The following is a 17,457-nucleotide window of genomic DNA, read 5'->3' on the forward strand; positions in this document are numbered from 1 at the left end:
GTAAGCCCCACCTCGACAAATAGTTATTGACCCGTCAGCATGAGAACCGTCAGCGCCCCGAAGTGTGTGCGGGCCGGCTGACCCGAGTAACAACGGCGTTTTAGCGGCCCGTCCCTGGTGGACGGGCTATTTTTTGCGCGCCGGAACGTACGTAGGACGACGGATTGCCGCCGGCGAGCGGCTATGTGAATCGGGCATAACGAGCAATAAATACCTAAACGTCGACTATCCGGCAGAATTTTCCTGCCCTCTTTCGCGCGAGTCATCTGACATGGCGATGCCGCACGATGCGTCGACTGTATGGACCTTCCAGGAACGGTCATCGAACAATGCTAGGCTCATCTCACCGACGCAAGCGCCGCAGCGAAACCGCACCATATGCAGTGCGTGCGCAATCCACTGAGCGTCCGTTACGACTGCGACAAACTCGTGTTGTGCATCAGCGCGATGGATCCGCGGGCAGCGTCCGCCCGATGAGACGCCGCAACGCGCACTGCATCAGGGCACAAAAAATGCAATGGCCGGTGCGCGAAGTCGCGTTAAACTGGCTTCGGCATTTCACGCGACCCGCGCCGCGCAGAGTCTGCCGGGCCGCGCGACAGAACGGTGAAGGTCCCCGTACAATGCTTGTTCTATAACGGATGAGGAAATTTTCGATGCGCACCACCGGGTCTTCCGGGTCTATGGCCCTGCTCACCGAGTACGACGACGCGTCCGGGCGCGAAATGCGCACGCTGCGGCTCGAAGCGACAGAAGACGGTAAAGGCATTCTTCTGGTCGAGGTCGACGAACGCAAACCGGGCATCCACCGCGAGGTGCGTTATGAAATCACCCCGGCCGAATTGATCGCGGCAATCCGCGCGCATGGCGCCGAACTCCCGGGAGAGCAGCACAACCATCATCGGCAAGGAACCTGACCTACTCGCGGCGCCGCATTCGCGAGCCGCTTCTGCGCAGTCCGTTGTGCTTTTTCCGTTGCGTTTCGGTCAGTCGTCCCCTGATCGTCTTTTGTCGTACGGCCCGTCGGCCGTACGACAGATGCAACCGAGCGTTGCATGATTTTCCCGTCGCTTTCCCGGTCGTCTTTTCGTTGCTTTTCCGCTGCCTTCGCGCTGTCGGGGCTGAATTTGCGTGGCTGAAGCACCGAATGCGGGTCGCCAGGCCGGCGCACTCTGCAAGATTGGCTCCCAAAGCTGCTTCCAATGCGGGCGGGCGCTTGCGTGGCTCGCTTGCACGCAGCGGAAATGCGTCCATAATTCTTACCTCACCTGACGCAATTGCTGCGGCTTGAAATGCCGCGGAAAGTAAACCGATGCTACATGATCTAGTCGAGCAATACGGGCCGGCGCTGGTGTTTGTCAATGTGCTCGCTGCGTCGATCGGGTTGCCCGTGCCCGCGATGCCCTCCCTCGTGCTGTTCGGCGCGATGGCCGCAATGAATCCCGCGACTGTGGGAACACAACTGGTTTCAGTGCTGGTGCTGGCGATCTTCGCCACGCTGATCGGCGATAGCGCGTGGTTTGTCGCCGGGCGCATCTACGGCGGCAACACGCTGAAGACGCTGTGCAAGCTGTCGCTGTCGCGCGACTCGTGCGTGAAGAAGACCGAGCGGTTTTTCGGCCGCTGGGGCGTGCGCGTACTGGCGGTCGCGAAGTTCGTACCGGGCCTGTCAATCGTGTCGATTCCGATGGCTGGCGCGATGGGAACACCGTACCGCACGTTCCTGACCTACGACAGCATTGGCGCCGCGCTGTGGTCCGGTCTCGGCCTGACGCTCGGCGCGCTGTTCGCTCAACAGCTCGATATGCTGTTCTCCGAAGCCAGCCGGCTCGGCAAGGTAACCGCGCTGATCGTCGTCGGATTGCTGCTGCTTTATGCCGGATATCGCTGGACGCGCCGACGCGCGCTGATCAAAAAGCTCGCCTCGGCACGCATGAGTGTCGACGAGCTATACGATCTTATGCTGAAAAAAGAGTCGCCTGTCCTGTTCGACATCCGTTCGGAAGAGAAGCGCAAACTCGATCCTTTTGTGATCCCCGGCTCGAAGTTTGCCGATGAACGGCAGCTCGACGAGATTCTCGCGACCTATCCGCGCACCCAGAAACTCGTCATCTATTGCTCATGTCCGAACGAGGTGTCCGCGGCCTGGATGGCGAAGGCGCTGACCGACAAGGGCTTCACCGACGTGCTACCGCTGCGTGGCGGCCTCGACGCGTGGCGCGACGCGGGCCGGCAGCTCGAGTCGCTGGAAGACGAGCCGCCGCCGCCCGTCGATGACATCGGCATCTCGCCGAAAGCCGTGTAATATCGCCGCGGCGTCCGCGCATCGATCGTCGGACCGCCGCGGCAAGAAGGTCTGATTGGCCCCACCCATTCCTGATTCACGCAATCGACGTAAGGAGCGGTCCGATGCTGGTAGCAACCCGCGATGGTGAAACACAAGGCAGCGAAGTCGTCGCGGAGGCGCCGTACTCGACGCTGTCGACACGGCGCCACCAGATGTTCCCCAAGCTGACGGCCGCCGAAATCGAACGCGTGAGGCGCTTTGGCGACCTGTATCACTGGCACGCCGGCGAATATCTGTTCCGCACGGGCCATCTGGGCCCCGGCATGTTTGTGATGCTGTCCGGTTCGGTACGTATTACGCAGCACGACGGGCTGGGTCGCGAGCATCTGGTCGTCGAACATGAAGGGTCGGGGCAGTTCCTCGCGGAAGTCGGCCAGTTGTCGGGCAAGCCGTCGCTGGTCGACGGGCTCGCGATGGAGCCGGTCAGTGCGGTGCTCATCACGCCGGAACGCCTGCGTGCGCTGATCGTCGCGGAAGCCGAACTTGGCGAGCGCATTATGCGCGCGCTGATTCTACGGCGCGTGGCGCTGATCGAGAAAGGCGCCGGCGGCCCGATTCTGCTCGGCAAGAGCTACGACGCACGGCTCGTCGCGCTGCAAAGCTTCCTGTCGCGCAACGGCCATCCGCACTCGGTCATCAACGAGCGCGACGAACAGGCGCTGGCCCTGATCGAACAATTCGGCGCGAAGCCGGAAGACCTGCCGCTCGTGATCTGCCCGGACGGCACTGTACTGCGCCGCCCGACCGATCCGGAACTCGCATCGTGCCTCGGCCTGCTGCCCGACCTCGACGAAAAGCATGTGTACGACGTCGCGATCGTCGGCGCGGGCCCGGCCGGACTCGCTACCGCGGTCTATGCGGCATCCGAAGGCCTGTCGGTGATCGTGCTGGACAGTCGCGCACCGGGCGGCCAGGCCGGCGCGAGCTCGCGCATCGAGAACTATCTCGGCTTTCCGACCGGCATCTCCGGCCAGGCGCTCGCCGGGCGCGCGTTCGTGCAGGCGCAGAAGTTCGGCGCGCACGTTGCGATTCCGCTCAAAGTGAAGGCGCTGCATTGCGACGAGCGGCCGCACCGGCTCGAATTGACTTGCAACGCCGGCATTCGGACCGGCAGCGTGCGCGCGCAGTCGGTGGTGATTGCGAGCGGCGCGGTCTACCGGCGCCCCGCAATCGAAGGGCTCGACCGTTTCGACGGTCGCGGCATCTATTACTGGGCGTCGCCGGTCGAAGCGAAGCTGTGCAAACACCAGGACGTGGTGGTGGTCGGCGGCGGCAACTCGGCGGGACAGGGCATCGTCTATCTGGCGTCGCATTGCGCGCACATTCACGTGCTGATCCGACGCAGCGGCTTCGAATCGACGATGTCGCGCTATCTGATCGACCGGATCCGCTCGCTGCCGAACGTGACCGTGCATCCGCACACGGAAATCGGTTGGCTCGATGCAGACGAGAGTGGACTGTCGACAATCGGTCTGAAGGCGCCGTTGCCGACCGGGCAAGACCGTTTCGACTCGCGGCATCTATTCCTCTTCACCGGCGCCGATCCGAATACCGCATGGCTGCGCACCTGCGGCGTACAACTCGATGCGAAGGGCTTTGTGTTGACCGGCGCCGACTCCGCCTGCGATCTGGTGACCACGGTCGAAGGCGTGTATGCGATCGGCGACGCGCGTGCCGGATCGACGAAGCGCGTCGCGGCGGCAGTGGGTGAAGGTGCGGCCGTGGTCGCGCAGATCCATCAGATGCTCGCGACGCAGAAAGGAGAAATGGTCGCGCTCGGCGCGTAATGCGTTGCTAACGCGTGCGTGACGCGGTCCGTGCGGACCGCGTCACGCTTAAGCTATAGCCGCTGCGCCGGTCAGTGCCGGTCAATGTTCGACCTTGGCTCGCAATTCGCGCGCGGTCTCCAGCAAACCTTCGTAGCCCGAGCGAGCGTGCTCGGGCAGGTCGGGGTCGCCGACCAGTGTGCCGAGCGTCTCGATCAGACTGTACAGAATGCCGCGCGCCGCGCTTGCCGCGATGTTGCCGGACGATACCATCTCGCCCACATGCGTGACCGCAGCGTCGAGATGTTTCATATCGGGCGTGTCGCCCTCGGGCCGTTTTTCAGGAGCATCGCCGGTCATGGTGGTGTTCCGTTTCCGTTAATCCATCGTTGATCAAAAGGGTTCATTTCGTTATATACCGATCGCGCGCGGCCGTCCACGCGTGTTCAAGGATGCCACTGATACACGAGAATCTTTGCGCGCGCATCGTCTTCGACCAGCACGTCGTACTCGCCGTTCGAGCGCAGCGTCGCGCTGATACCCAGTTTGACGTCGACCTGCCCACTTGTCTTGCCGACCGTCGCGCCCGGCGTCATGAATCCGACTTCCTGTCCGGTGTTCGCGTCGTAGACGTGGATTTTCTGCGTATAGAGCTCCGCGACGAACACGTAGTTGCCCGCTGTCGCCACTGCGACTGTCGTAATCGGTGGATTGGACGCCGTGTTCCATGACAACGGTGTCACATATCGTGGCGCCGGATTGCCGGTGCTCCAGTTGTCATAGCGCGCCATGACCGGGCCCGCCTCTTTCCACAGCGACGAATTCCACGGAATGGCCGGCGTGAAGCCCGTTACGTACATCGTGTCGGTTTCAGGCACATACAGCGCGCGGCCGAGTCGATTGAATCCGGCGGGCATCGGCCACGTTTTCGCAGCCGTGTACTGGTAGATCGGATTGCCAACCGTGTCGAAACCTTGCAGCGGCAGTTCGCGAATTCCGCTGACCGGCGTCGCGAACCACACGTTGCCCAGTGAATCGACCGACATAAAGCTGTTGCCGATCAGACTTCCCGTCGACGGATTGCCGGTGAACTCATTCGCATCGACACTGCCGTTGCCATTCGTGTCGCGCCACATCCATTCGCCGACAGCCGGCTGATTCGCCGGATAGCCGCCCGCGATCGGCAACTCCGCAAACATGCCCGACGGAATCGCGACATTGCCGTGCGCAGAGTCGAACCGATAGATAAACAGCTGACTCGAATACGGATCGAGCGCAAACAGATACGGCTTACCTCCATTCAGCCGCCGCAGCATCGGTTCGCCACGCACGTCGCGACCGATATGCAACTCGGGATCGTCCGGGTACGTGAAACGGTCGACGGTGAACGCGGAATACGTCCACTGGTGCCCGGTCGGCTTGCTCCAGTCCATTGTGAAGATCTTCGAGCCGGTATAGATCGTGTTCTCGGATGCCGGATCGAAGGTTGCGCTATCAACGAACGTGAGCGCGTCGAGTTCCCACGCGAGTGAACGCGATACACCGATGAACGCTTGCAGCACCGCGCCTGAGCCGACCGATGCGGAGCCCAGCGAACGCGGTCCTTCGCTGTTCTGCCCGACATAGATATTCCCGGTCTGATCGAAGCCGATGCCGGTTATGCCGTTGAAGCTGCCGGCCTGCGTCGAGCCGCCGGTATGGAACACCCCGCGTGACGTGCCGAGACCGTTTATCTGCTGGGTCTGTCCGCTCGCGGTCTTGTTGTAGATCAGGATGGTTTGATTCGGGCCATTGTCGGAGATAAACAGCTGGCCGGATGGCGCGATCGCGACGTCGGTCGGGACCACGCCGGCGATCAGCACCGGTGCGCCGGCGATCGGCGCGCCGGTCGGCGAATAGTGTGCCACCGCCGGATGGCCTGTCATCGCGCCGGTGATGATCCATAGCGTCGAATCCGTATCGATCGCAATGCGGCCCGGCGAAGCCACGTTAAACGAGCGCAGGCGCTGCATCGTGTTCGCGTCGTACACGATCACCTGGTCCGCGTACTGGTCGGATACGTAGAGTTCCTTGTCGGTGGCCGCGAGTCCGCGAATACCGGCATCGACGCCGGTCGCCACGGTATCGACGGCGAGGAAGCTGTTCCTGGTCGCATTCGCGCTATTCGCGATGCCCCCAGCAAACGGCGCCCCCTGCGCAATATTGCTGACCAGACGGCGCGTGACGCCGTACCACTGCTGCCCCTTCGCCGGATAGTCGGCGCCGGCCAGCGAGTTGTTCTGGTTGCCGATCGTCATCGCCGCATACAGGTACGTGTGATTCGATGTGATCGCTTCGCCGCCGCCGGCACCCCAGCCGTGTGTCGCACCGCCTACGGCAAGCTTGTCCCCATTTTTATAGGCGGCGATTTCGCTGCCGCTTTCGTCCCAGCCGCAATTGACATAGACAGTGCCATCCGGCGACACATTAATGGCCTGAATGTCCTGCTGCATCCATTTACCGTCTCCAAATCCAAATGAATTACCAAGCCAGGAAGTCGTGTGATTCAATTGGGACTGCGCGCTACAGTTAATGGGGCCGAAGCTGCTTAATACCAGCAGCCCTGCGGCCACGCGAGAGAAAACTTTCACGGTCTGCATCCTTGCGGGGGTGATCGAACGAAATTCAGGTGAAAGCTTTTAAATCCATTGCGCATGACACTGGATTTCAGCAATACCCGAATTCGTCAGTAGAATAGCCGCAAGCGACGGACCACAAATCAATTCAAAATGACTGAAATACCGTTCTAATAGATGTTTTGCTTTTACTTCTTCTGTATTAGCTTATGCCGTCGGAAAAGTTATTTGACCCTTTGATATGACATTTCGCTCGATTTTAATGCGGACCCGATTATATTCTGGCGAGTAATTGCACCCATTTGGCACTATAAGATTCCCCTGCGCCGGATCAGAAGACGCGGCACCGCGCCAAACGCAACCAGGTTGCCGAGCACCACCAGCGCGAGCCCGATCACCGCCAGCGGTGACCACCGGTAGCCTTCGAACACAGTCGATGCCGCCAGCGCAACGAACGGAAACAGCACCGTGCAATATGCGGCGCGCTCCGGACCGATCCGGCCGACCAGCGTCAGATACGCAGTGAATCCGACTACCGACCCGAGCACCGCCAGATAAACGAGCGCGCCGACATATCGCGCATCGGTCTGCGGCACGAACGACAGGCCGGCGACCGCGCTGCCGACCGTCAGCACCGCCGCGCCGATCAACATCGCCCAGCTGTTGGTGACGAGTGGATGCAAGCCCATCGCCTGCATCCGGCTCGACAGAAGGTTACCGACCGAGAAGCACATCGTGCCCGCAAACGTGACTGCAAGGCCGATCCAGACTGCGTGATCGCCGAGATGCCCGGCGATTTCCGGCACCGACAGGCAGATGATGCCGAGGAAGCCGAACACCGCACCGGCGATCGCGGCGGGTTGCAGCGGCCGACCGAGAAAAATGCGGCTGTTAATGGAGTTCAACAACGGCGCGGTCGAAAACACCACAGCCACGAGGCCGCTCGGGACGGTGCGCTCCGCGTAGTAAAAGCACAGGAAATTCACGCAGAACAGCGCGAGCCCCTGCGCGATCAGATACTTCCACGCCTCGCGCGGCGGGCGCAGCGGACGGCGCATCACCGCCAGCAGCACAAACAGCACGGCCGCGGCCAGCCAGAATCGGTAAGCAATCGACACCGGCGGCGGCACGTCGCCCAGTTGCCATTTGATCGCGATCCACGTGGTGCCCCAGATCACCACCGTGACCGCATAGAGCAGAAGATTCATCGAAACCGCCTACGTAAGAAAGTAACGGCCCCGACTATGCGACGGCGCTCGTCATGTCGCGTGTCCGAAATTGCGCACTTTGGCATTTTCGACATCTCGCCCGACGTTGCGCGTTCCCCGTGCGTACCGGCAGCGAGCCGCTGCAAATTGCACGTTTTCGGGGCAAATCGGGCGCGACTTGTCCGGAATTGCGCACTTTCACTGCCCTCCGCCATGCGAATCCGCCGCGCGTTTTATACTGAGTGCTGTTCACTCCTGTCGAAACCGCGTTTCGCTACCGTCTCGTGCCGTCATCCGCGAACTTCGTCTCGTTCCCTGTCGCCGCCGATCCACTTGATCCGCCGTTCGGCATCCAGTCGATCTGCAACACGCTGGCCACGTCCGACGCAACCCTCGACCGTTTCGCATGGCTCGGCGATCAGCTCGCCGTGGCGGAGTGGTCGCGCGAAACCGAAGTGGCGGAAACGGTCTATGAGAAGCCGGGCCATCACACGTTGTCGTGCTATCTTGACGGCGGCCATCGAACCGAGCGGCAACGGATGCCGGGGCGCTACGGCGCGCCCAGCCGTCTGTGCGCACTGCCCGGCGAACATGAGTCGCGCTGGTGGGTGCGCGGCCAGATGCATTTCGTGCATCTGTATTTCTTGCCCGAGCATTTCACGCAGCGCGCGATCCGCGAACTGGACCGCGAGCCGCGCGAGCTGACGCTCGCCGACCGTACGTACTTCGAAGATCCACGCATCGCGCGACTGTGCCAGTCGCTGCTGAACGGCCAGTGGGACGACGCCGACGACCGGTTGCGTGCGAACGAAACCGCACACGAGGTGCTGTCGTTGCTGCTGCGCTCGCAGGGTGTGAGCCGCTCGGGCGCGGTGCTCAAAGGCGGCCTGGCGGTGGCGACGCGCCGGCGCTTGCGCGACTACATCGACACGCACCTCACGCAAGCGCTGACGCTCGGTGAACTCGCAGGTGTTGCGAATCTGTCCGAGTATCATCTTTCGCGGATGTTCAGAGTGTCGTTCGGACTACCCCCGCACGCGTGGATCGCGCAACAACGCATTGAACGCGCGCGTGGCTTGTTGCGCACCACCGCGCTGCCGCTTGCCGACGTCGCCGCGCAATGCGGGTACGCGAATGCGAGCCACTTCAGCCATCGCTTTCGCGAAGCGGTCGGCACGGCGCCGATCATCTATCGCGCGGTACTGGGCGCCGCCTAGTCCATCGCGCGGTGCAGCCGCGCAAACGTGCGCGCACACGGCCCGGCAGCGTTCGAGAACTTCAACACAGGGGACTGTCGATGCAAATCCGTGAATTCGGTGTCGAACGCTGGATGGATCTGTATGAGCACCGCTGCGAGCTGAATCTCGCGGAAACCTGCGTCGAATCGCTAACGGTCGGCGAATTGCTGCGCATCGCGGGCAAAGAAGACGCACTGCTCGCCGAAATCCTGCCGATGAAGCTGACCTACGGCGCGATCGACGGCACCGAGCGGTTGCGCGCGAACATCGCATCGCTCTACGAACAGCAGAGCGTGCCAAACGTGCTGATCACGCACGGCGCAATCAGTGCGAATGCGCTGGTCTACGAAACGCTCGTCGAACCGGGCGATCATGTGATTTCGGTGCTGCCGACCTATCAGCAACATTATTCGATTCCGGAGAGCTACGGCGCGCAGGTCGACATTTTGCGGCTGCGTGAAGAAAACGGCTTCCTGCCGGACCTCGACGAACTGAAGCGCATGGTCACGAACAGAACGCGCGTGATCGCAATCAACAATCCGAACAACCCGACCGGCTCGCTGATGGATCAGCCGTTTCTCGAGCAGCTCGTGGAAATCGCGCGTTCATGCGGTGCATATGTGCTCAACGACGAGGTCTATCGCGGCACCGACCAGCACGGCAACGGTTTTACAGCGTCGATCGCGGACCTGTACCAGAAGGGGATCAGCACCGGCAGCATGTCGAAGACGTGGTCGCTCGCCGGGCTGCGCGTCGGCTGGATCGCGGCGGACGTCGACCTGATCGCTCGCGTGCGCACGCATCGCGACTACAACACGATCAGCGTCGGCATGCTGAACGATCTGCTCGCATCGATCGCGCTTGAGCATCGCGATGCGCTGCTCGAACGCAATCACCGCATTCTGCGCACCCACCTCGCGCTGCTTGACCAATGGGTGCAGGCGGAGCCTGCGCTGTCGTATGTAAAGCCGAAGTCCGGCACGACCGCGCTGGTGCGCGTCGATGTGGACATGAGCTCGCGTGATTTCTGCGTCGCGCTGGTAGAAAAGACCGGCGTGATGTTTACGCCGGGTAGTGCGCTCGATATGGAAGGCTATGTGCGCATCGGCTATACGAATAGCCGCGCGGTGCTGGAAGCCGGGCTCGCGAGGGTGTCCGGCTTTCTGAACGACGTGGCGCGCCGATAGTCCGTCTGAGAAGCCGCCAGTTCACCGGTCATCGGCTTGCCCGACATGCGCATGGTAGTGTGCACGGCGGGCAAGCGCTTCTTGGTCATCGTGTCGTGTGATCTTTCCTGCGCAGCGCTTCCGGCAAACCGAACATCAGGATCGCCGCGCAGACAAGGCTCATGCACCCGATCACATACAGTGCCGGCGTCGTGCTTCCAGTCACGTCGCGAATGCGGCCGACCATCACCGGGCTCACGATGCCGCCTAGCTGGCCGAGCGTATTGATCAGCGCAAGACCGCCCGCCGCGCCCGCACCCGTCACGAGCTTCGGCGGCAATGCCCAGAACGCCGGAATCGACGCCACCACGCCGGCGCCCATCACCGCAAGGGCGATCACCAGAAACACCGTCTGCTTGTCGAAAATGCCTGCCGCAAAGAAGCCTATCGTCGCCATCAAGAGCAAGCCCGCGACGAACTTGCGGCGCTCGCCGGTCGCATCGGAGATGCGTCCCACCACCACCATGCACACCGCGCCGCAAATATAGGGAATCGCGGTCAACAGCCCAATGATCGTCGGACTTTGCGTGCCGGCGCTGCGAATCAACTGCGGCGCCCAGAAGTTGAGGCCATACGACGCGACCTGAATCAGGAAATAAACCAGACCAAGCGTCAGGAAACCCGGCGTGCGGATCGCTTCGCTCAACGACTGGCCATGATGCTTCTGCTGCGCCTGCCCTTCGATTTGGCTCGACAGATAGAGCTTTTCCTGCGGCGTCAGCCAGTTCGCATCCTCGACGCGATCCTTCAGCACTTTCAGCACGAGCAAGCCCAGCACGATGCAAGGCAGGCCGCCGAGCAAAAACAGCCAGTGCCAGCCACGAATGCCTAACACGCCATCCATATTGCCGAGCACGAGACCCGATAGCGGTGCGCCGAACAATCCGGAGAACGCGGACGCGAGAAACAGCAGCGATGTAATGCGGCCGCGGAAACTCTGCGGAAACCACAGCGTCAGGTAATACAGCACGCCAGGCGCGAACCCCGCTTCCATCGCGCCGATCACGAAACGCAGACCGTAGAACTGCCATTCGGTATGCACGAACACCATCGCGGAGGTTGCCAGCCCCCATGAGATCATGATGCGAGCAATCCAGCGCCGCGCGCCGACCTTGAAGAGCAGCATATTGCTCGGCACTTCGAAGATCACATACCCGACCACGAACAGGCTCGCGCCCAGACCGTAAGCGGTATTCGAAAAGCCGAGATCGCTTTGCAGCTGGAACTTCGCAAAACTGATGTTGATCCGGTCGAAGAACGCAAAGAGATAACAGATCATGATCAGCGGCATCAGCCGCCATGCGACCTTGCGAATCAGCGCCGTCGCATCTTCAATACTTGTTGTCTGTTTGTCTGCTGCTACTGCGCCTAGATCACTCATTTGCGTCTCCGTGCCGGATCAAGCGTGATGCCTTCCGGTCGTGCATGTTGTTCGAAACTTTCTCGTTCGGATTGTCAGGGGTTCGAATCGGTGTTGCGGCTTTGCGATATCGCTCACATGCAGACGATGCCGTCCGGCACCGGATGCAAGTCCTTGTTGCGGCCGGCTTTCGCCACCTGCCCGGATGTCTCGTGGCCCAGCAGCGCCGGCAACGTGCGCGATAGCGTGATCAGCTTGTCGAGATCGATGCCGTGCGGAATGCCCACTTCCTCGCACATGTTCACGAGGTCCTCGGTGCAGATATTTCCGGACGCACCCGGCGCGAACGGACAACCGCCGAGGCCACCGAGCGATGCGTCGAAACGGCGCGCGCCTACGTCATACGCGGCCATCACGTTCACGAGGCCAAGGGCGCGCGTGTTATGGAAATGCAGCGTCAACGCGCTGGCGGGAATGCGGCCGAGCACACGTTTCACGATGCGCGCAACCTGGCGAGGATTGGCCATGCCGGTCGTGTCCGCGAGCGTAATGCCCTGAAAACCGAGCTCGAGATATTTGTCGACAATCGACATCACGAGGTCTTCGTCGATCTTGCCTTCGAACGGACAACCGAACGTGGTCGCAACCGTGCCGTTCAGCGTGACCTGCGCGTTGCGCGTGAGCTCGACGATCTCCGCGAATGCGGCGAGGGATTGATCGCGCGTCATTCGCATATTCGCGAGGTTGTGCGTCTGGCTCGCGGACATCACCAGGTTTAGCTCGTCGGCGCGCGACTCGAGCGCGCGTTCCGCGCCGCGCCGGTTCGGCACCAGCGCGACGTAGATCACATCCGGATTGCGCCGGATCCGATGGAACACCGCTTCGCCGTCGCGCAACGCCGGAATCGCTTTCGGCGAGACAAACGAACCCGCTTCAATACGCGAGAAGCCCGCGCTCGACAGCGCATCGATCAGCGCGACCTTGTCCGGCGTATCGACCCACGTCTTTTCGATTTGCAGACCGTCGCGTGGCGATACTTCCTGCACGATCAGTTTGTCGTATTGAACATCGCTCATTGCACTGCTCCTTCGCGGCGAAGCCGCTCGATGTCGTCAGGTGCGAACCCCAGTTGCGCGAGCACGCCTTCGGTGTGCTCGCCGAGCTTCGGGCCGCTCCAGCGCACTTCACCCGGTGTGTCCGAGAGCTTCGGTACGATCCCGGGCATCTTCACCGACGCGCCGCCGGGAAGTTGCGCCCGCAACAACATCTCACGCGCCTGATAGTGCGGATCATTGACGATGTCCGCCACCGAGTAGATGCGGCCCGACGGTACTTCCGCGCGCTCGAGCGCGGCCAGTACGTCTTCGGTCGAATGGTGCGAGGTCCACGCGGTGATCGCCGCGTCGAGCATCGCGCTTTGCGCGGCGCGTCCGTCGTTGCGCGCAAGCGCCGGATCGCCGGCGAGGTCGGGGCGGCCGATTACCTGCATCAGCCGCTTGAAGATCGGATCGCTATTGCCGGCGATCACCACGTACGCATTGTCTTCCGTGCGATACGTATTCGATGGCGCGATGCCGGGCAGCGCGCCGCCGCTGCGTTCGCGCACATGCCCAAGCAGGTCGTACTCCGGCACCAGGCTTTCCATCAGATTGAACACGCTCTCGACCAGCGATACGTCGACCACCTGGCCTTCGCCCTGGCCCGTCTTCACACGCAGTACCGACATCAGCGCGCCGATCACGCCATGCAGCGACGCAAGCGAATCGCCGAGGCTGATGCCGACGCGCGCCGGCGCGCCGTCCGGCTCGCCCGTCGTGTAGCGGATCCCGCCCATCGATTCGCCGATCGCGCCAAAGCCCGGCCGGTCGCGATACGGTCCGGTCTGACCGTAACCGGAAATACGCACCATCGTCAGTTTCGGGTTGATCTGATGCAGCGTATCCCAGCCGAGACCCAGCTTTTCAAGCGCGCCCGGGCGGAGATTTTCGACAAGGATGTCAGCGTCGGCGACGAGCCGCTTGACGATGTCGGCGCCGTCGGCCGACTTCAGATTGACGCAGATCGACTTCTTGTTGCGCGACTGGAGATACCACCAGAGCGACGTACCCTCATGGAGCTTGCGCCACTTGCGAAGGGGGTCACCGCCGTCGGGAGCTTCGATTTTGATCACTTCGGCGCCGAATTCCGCCAGAAGCCGCGCAGCGAACGGCGCGGCGATCAGGGTTCCGATTTCGACTACGCGGATACCCGTGAGAGGGCCACTCATGATGCTGTCTCCTAATGCTTGAAAGCCGTTATGGACAGCTTAAAAGCCCCGCGGATACAGCGTCCAACCGCTATTCACCAATGACCTTTCGCGATACGCGAAAGGTCATTGGTCAGACCATCAACCGACGTTCTCGACCGAGCGCAGATGGTCGAACAGCAAGCGTCCGACCGGTGACAGCGCACCTGCGTCACGCACGACGATGACCAGATTGCGTTCGGCCCATTCGTCTTCCAGTTTGACGGCGACAAGACCGAGCGGCTTGCCCATCACCTGAAAAACATTCGTCGGTACGACGCCGACGCCCATATCGGCCTGCACCATCCGGCACACCGCATCGAAGCCCGGCACGTGAATGCGCAAGCGCAGCGGCTTGCCCGCCTGGCGCGCGGCCATGTGCGTGCGCGCGTTGATCGAACTCGCGGAATGCAGTCCGACGTGGTCGCTATCCAGCGTTTCCGCAAACGTGACACGTTCGCGGCCCGCGAGCGGATGGTCTTCGCGCATCACGACCACGAGCGAATCGTGCCGATAGTGCGTCGCCTGGAGGCCGCGCGTATCGGCCTCGCCCGAACAGATGCCAAGGTCCGCGAGGCTGTCGGCGACCGCTTCGACAACACCGCCGCTCGGCCGCTCTTCGAGGTCGATCTTGATCTGCTCGTTGACCGACAGAAACGCGCGTAAGTCTTCCGGCAGAAATTCGACGATGGCCGACAGATTCGCCATCATGCGCACGTAACCGCGCACGCCACTCGCGTGGCCCGCGAGCTCGATGCCGATATTCTCGACATCGCGCATCACACGCCGCGCATGATGCAGCAGCGTTTCGCCGGCCGGCGTAAGCGTCATGCCACGCGCGGTGCGCTGAAACAGCGTGGCGCCAACCGCCTGTTCAAGTTCAAGCAGACGTTTGCTGGCAGCCGAGATCGCGATCGCCTCGCGTTCGGCAGCACGCGTGAGCGTGCCTTCCTCGTAGACAGCAATGAATAACTGAAGCGTTGTGAGATCGAGGCGTCTCAGCAGGTTCTTCAAAACCATAGGTCGGTGCGCAAGATGCGGATAGTAGGAGCCGGTCCGTATTTTGCCGCGATGCGGCGCACGGTGCTGGCAAGCGTGCAAAACGGGTCTTCGACGACCTTTTGCGCGCCGCGCACTGCGGCCGCCGCGACTGAGCTTCGGAGAACCGTCTTGAGGTTCGGCTCGCCTTTGCGTCTTGCAAGCGCTTTAACGGTGTCCGCAACTGCGCACACGTGAACCTGTCGCGTCAGTCGATCGCGCACAGCGAAATCGGATCGCTCGCGGGAAACGTGTCCATCAATGCCTGATCAAGCCAGTCGTCACGCTCGCTCGCCGTCAGTTGCTTCATGGCGAACGGCACTTCGTCAGATTCGAAAACGGGTTTGATATCCTGTTTCATGGTGCGCACCTTAAAAAAGAAAGGGTGATGTCACATTCGGTATTGTCGTTTACAGTATCGGCCGCTTAAGGTCGGCCAGACAATGCCGGAGCACCGCTCAACGCTGCCAGAGATACAGCGTGCTCTGCCAGTTCGCAGTAATCGATCTTTCGAGGAGATGAATCGATGCCGAGTGTCGCGATTGCGATCTTTCCGGGCGTACAGGCACTCGACGTCGCCGGGCCTGTCGATGTGTTCGCGGAAGCGAACCGGTTCGTCGAAACGGCCCAGCACTATCAGGTGATGCTGGTCGCCGCGGATGCCAGCGCGATGCGCGCATCGAACGGCATGTCGCTGAGCGCCGACACCACGTTCGACGAAGCGCAGCGACACTTCGATCTCGCTTTGGTCGCGGGCGGTCCTGCATTGCCCGAGCATGTGCCCGATGAACGGCTGCTTGACTGGCTGCGCTGCGTGTCGGAACGCTGCGACCGTTTCGGCTCGATCTGCACCGGCGCGTTCGCGCTTGGCCACGCGGGCCTGCTCGACGAACGCAACGTGACCACGCACTGGCAGCATGCCGCGCAACTCGCGGCGCAGTTCCCGCGCGCGCATGTCGACTTCGATCGCATCTACCTGCGCGACGAACGTCTGGTGACGTCGGCGGGCGTCACGGCGGGGATCGATCTGTCGCTCGCGCTGGTTGCGGAAGATCACGGCCCGCAAGTCGCGCTAGCAGTAGCGAAACGGCTCGTCGTGTTTTCGCAGCGCCAGGGCGGGCAGTCGCAATTCAGTCCGTATCTGACCGCGCCGGCCGACGAGACTTCGCCGGTCGCGAAGGTGCAAGCGCATGTGATGGCGCACATCCGCGAGAGCTTCACCGTGAAGCAGCTTGCGGATGTCGCGGGGATGAGCGCGCGCAACTTTGCACGTGTGTTCGTTCAGGAGGCGGATGTCACGCCGCATGAGTTCATCGAGCGCGCGCGGATGGACGCCGCGCGCAAGCTGCTCGAAAGCACCAGCCAGGCGTTGAAGACGATCGCCTATGACTGCGGGTTCGGCACCGCCGACCGGATGCGGATCGTCTTTACGAAGCGCATCGGCGCGACGCCCAAGCAGTATCGCGAACGCTTTCAGAATATGTAGCGTGTCGAGTGCACTGCGCGCGTGGAGGAATCGACGGGTATTCCGCGGTGCAATGCTCAAACCGGCGTGAGAAAATCATATGAAACGACGTCACCTCTCACAGGAATGCACACCATGCCTGATTCCAATGCTTTCCCTTCCATTCGCGCGATCGTCACCGGACATACCCGCGGTCTCGGCGAAGCACTGGCCGAAGCGCTGCTCGCGCGCGGCATCGCGGTGCTCGGCTTATCGCGCACAAAACATCCGACGCTCGCAGCACGCGATCGCGGTACGTTCGAGCAGGTCGAACTCGACCTTTCGAACGTCGAGCGCATCGGTCAGTGGCTTGCGGGTCATCCTCTGCAACGGTTCATCGGCGATGCGCAATGCGTGCTGCTGTTCAACAACGCGGGCACCGTGCAGCCGATCGGTCCGTTTGATGCGCAGGAGCCAACGGCCGTCGCTCAATCGGTGATCCTGAATGTCGCTGCGCCATTGATGCTATCGAGCGCTTTTGCCACAGCAAGCGTGGGCGCAGCGGATCGTCGCATCGTCCATATCTCGAGCGGTGCGGGTCGCAATCCGTATGCTGGATGGGCCGTGTATTGCGCCACCAAGGCCGCACTCGACCACCATGCACGTTCGGTCGCGCTCGATGCGAATCGCGCACTGCGCATCTGCAGCATTGCACCCGGTACGCTGGACACCGACATGCAGGCCGAACTTCGCGAAACCAGCGTCGATCGCTTCCCGATGCGCGAACGGTTTGCAGATTACAAGCGCACCGGCAAGCTGACGAACCCGCGCGATGCAGCGGTAAAAATGATCGATCACGTACTGAGCGACGCGTTCGGCGCTGCGCCGATTGCGGACCTTAGAGAGTTGCCGTAAGGTCCTGTTCCCTCCT

The 17,457-nt window shown here is 61.9% G+C and carries 15 protein-coding genes; 7 read left to right on the forward strand and 8 right to left on the reverse strand.

Going from position 1 to position 17,457, the window contains the following annotated elements:
* Positions 1 to 656: 656 nt before the first annotated feature.
* The 3 genes from BX592_RS00470 (at position 657) to BX592_RS00480 (ending at position 4,134) form a co-directional block, all read left to right on the forward strand.
* Positions 657 to 917 carry a hypothetical protein gene (locus BX592_RS00470; RefSeq protein WP_134189678.1) on the forward strand — a complete coding sequence of 87 codons (261 nt, stop codon included), beginning with the start codon at positions 657 to 659 and terminating at the stop codon, positions 915 to 917.
* A 395-nt stretch (positions 918 to 1,312) separates the two neighbouring features.
* Positions 1,313 to 2,305: a DedA family protein/thiosulfate sulfurtransferase GlpE gene (locus tag BX592_RS00475; protein WP_134189679.1), complete on the forward strand. Its 993-nt coding sequence runs from the start codon at positions 1,313 to 1,315 to the stop codon at positions 2,303 to 2,305.
* Positions 2,306 to 2,409: 104 nt separating this feature from the next.
* Complete coding sequence (locus BX592_RS00480) at positions 2,410 to 4,134, forward strand: FAD-dependent oxidoreductase (protein WP_243849229.1); 1,725 nt, start codon at positions 2,410 to 2,412, stop codon at positions 4,132 to 4,134.
* Between the two features lie 81 nt (positions 4,135 to 4,215).
* Here the strand turns inward: BX592_RS00480 and BX592_RS00485 are convergent, their stop codons facing one another.
* The 3 genes from BX592_RS00485 to BX592_RS00495 form a co-directional block, all read right to left on the reverse strand.
* Complete coding sequence (locus BX592_RS00485; RefSeq protein WP_134189680.1) at positions 4,216 to 4,473, reverse strand: hypothetical protein; 258 nt, start codon at positions 4,471 to 4,473, stop codon at positions 4,216 to 4,218.
* Between the two features lie 86 nt (positions 4,474 to 4,559).
* On the reverse strand, positions 4,560 to 6,752 hold the full coding sequence (locus tag BX592_RS00490) for an NHL repeat-containing protein (RefSeq protein ID WP_377681569.1): 2,193 nt from the start codon (positions 6,750 to 6,752) through the stop codon (positions 4,560 to 4,562).
* 284 nt (positions 6,753 to 7,036) lie between these two features.
* Positions 7,037 to 7,936, reverse strand: coding sequence for a DMT family transporter (locus tag BX592_RS00495; protein ID WP_134189682.1), 900 nt, complete (start codon positions 7,934 to 7,936; stop codon positions 7,037 to 7,039).
* A 245-nt stretch (positions 7,937 to 8,181) separates the two neighbouring features.
* On the opposite strand from BX592_RS00495, the gene BX592_RS00500 reads away from it, so the two are divergent.
* A complete protein-coding gene (locus BX592_RS00500; protein WP_475483651.1) occupies positions 8,182 to 9,153 on the forward strand; it encodes a helix-turn-helix domain-containing protein in 972 nt (323 codons plus the stop codon).
* Positions 9,154 to 9,233: 80 nt separating this feature from the next.
* Positions 9,234 to 10,361: an aminotransferase gene (locus BX592_RS00505; protein ID WP_134189684.1), complete on the forward strand. Its 1,128-nt coding sequence runs from the start codon at positions 9,234 to 9,236 to the stop codon at positions 10,359 to 10,361.
* Between the two features lie 85 nt (positions 10,362 to 10,446).
* On the opposite strand, the gene BX592_RS00510 is transcribed toward BX592_RS00505, so the two are convergent.
* From BX592_RS00510 to BX592_RS33690, 5 genes are all read right to left on the reverse strand, one after another.
* Entirely contained in the window at positions 10,447 to 11,781 is a 1,335-nt protein-coding gene (locus BX592_RS00510; RefSeq protein WP_134189685.1) for an MFS transporter, read from the reverse strand.
* Positions 11,782 to 11,894: 113 nt separating this feature from the next.
* The gene (locus tag BX592_RS00515) at positions 11,895 to 12,836 is read right to left on the reverse strand and encodes a hydroxymethylglutaryl-CoA lyase (RefSeq protein ID WP_134189686.1); all 942 of its coding nucleotides are present in this window, start codon (positions 12,834 to 12,836) and stop codon (positions 11,895 to 11,897) included.
* Positions 12,833 to 14,026, reverse strand: a complete 1,194-nt coding sequence (locus BX592_RS00520) for a CaiB/BaiF CoA transferase family protein (RefSeq protein ID WP_134189687.1) — start codon at positions 14,024 to 14,026, stop codon at positions 12,833 to 12,835. The genes BX592_RS00515 and BX592_RS00520 overlap by 4 nt, the downstream gene beginning before the upstream one ends.
* 120 nt (positions 14,027 to 14,146) lie before the next feature.
* Positions 14,147 to 15,064: a LysR family transcriptional regulator gene (locus BX592_RS00525; RefSeq protein WP_134189688.1), complete on the reverse strand. Its 918-nt coding sequence runs from the start codon at positions 15,062 to 15,064 to the stop codon at positions 14,147 to 14,149.
* Positions 15,065 to 15,290: 226 nt separating this feature from the next.
* Entirely contained in the window at positions 15,291 to 15,443 is a 153-nt protein-coding gene (locus BX592_RS33690; RefSeq protein WP_166676280.1) for a hypothetical protein, read from the reverse strand.
* A gap of 165 nt (positions 15,444 to 15,608) precedes the next feature.
* On the opposite strand from BX592_RS33690, the gene BX592_RS00530 reads away from it, so the two are divergent.
* Together BX592_RS00530 and BX592_RS00535 are read left to right on the forward strand one after the other, a co-directional pair.
* Positions 15,609 to 16,568, forward strand: coding sequence for a GlxA family transcriptional regulator (locus tag BX592_RS00530; protein WP_134189689.1), 960 nt, complete (start codon positions 15,609 to 15,611; stop codon positions 16,566 to 16,568).
* A 114-nt stretch (positions 16,569 to 16,682) separates the two neighbouring features.
* Positions 16,683 to 17,441, forward strand: a complete 759-nt coding sequence (locus BX592_RS00535; RefSeq protein WP_134189690.1) for an SDR family oxidoreductase — start codon at positions 16,683 to 16,685, stop codon at positions 17,439 to 17,441.
* Positions 17,442 to 17,457: the final 16 nt, after the last annotated feature.

The sequence above is a fragment of the Paraburkholderia rhizosphaerae genome (assembly GCF_004366595.1).
Classification (GTDB): Bacteria; Pseudomonadota; Gammaproteobacteria; order Burkholderiales; family Burkholderiaceae; genus Paraburkholderia; species Paraburkholderia rhizosphaerae.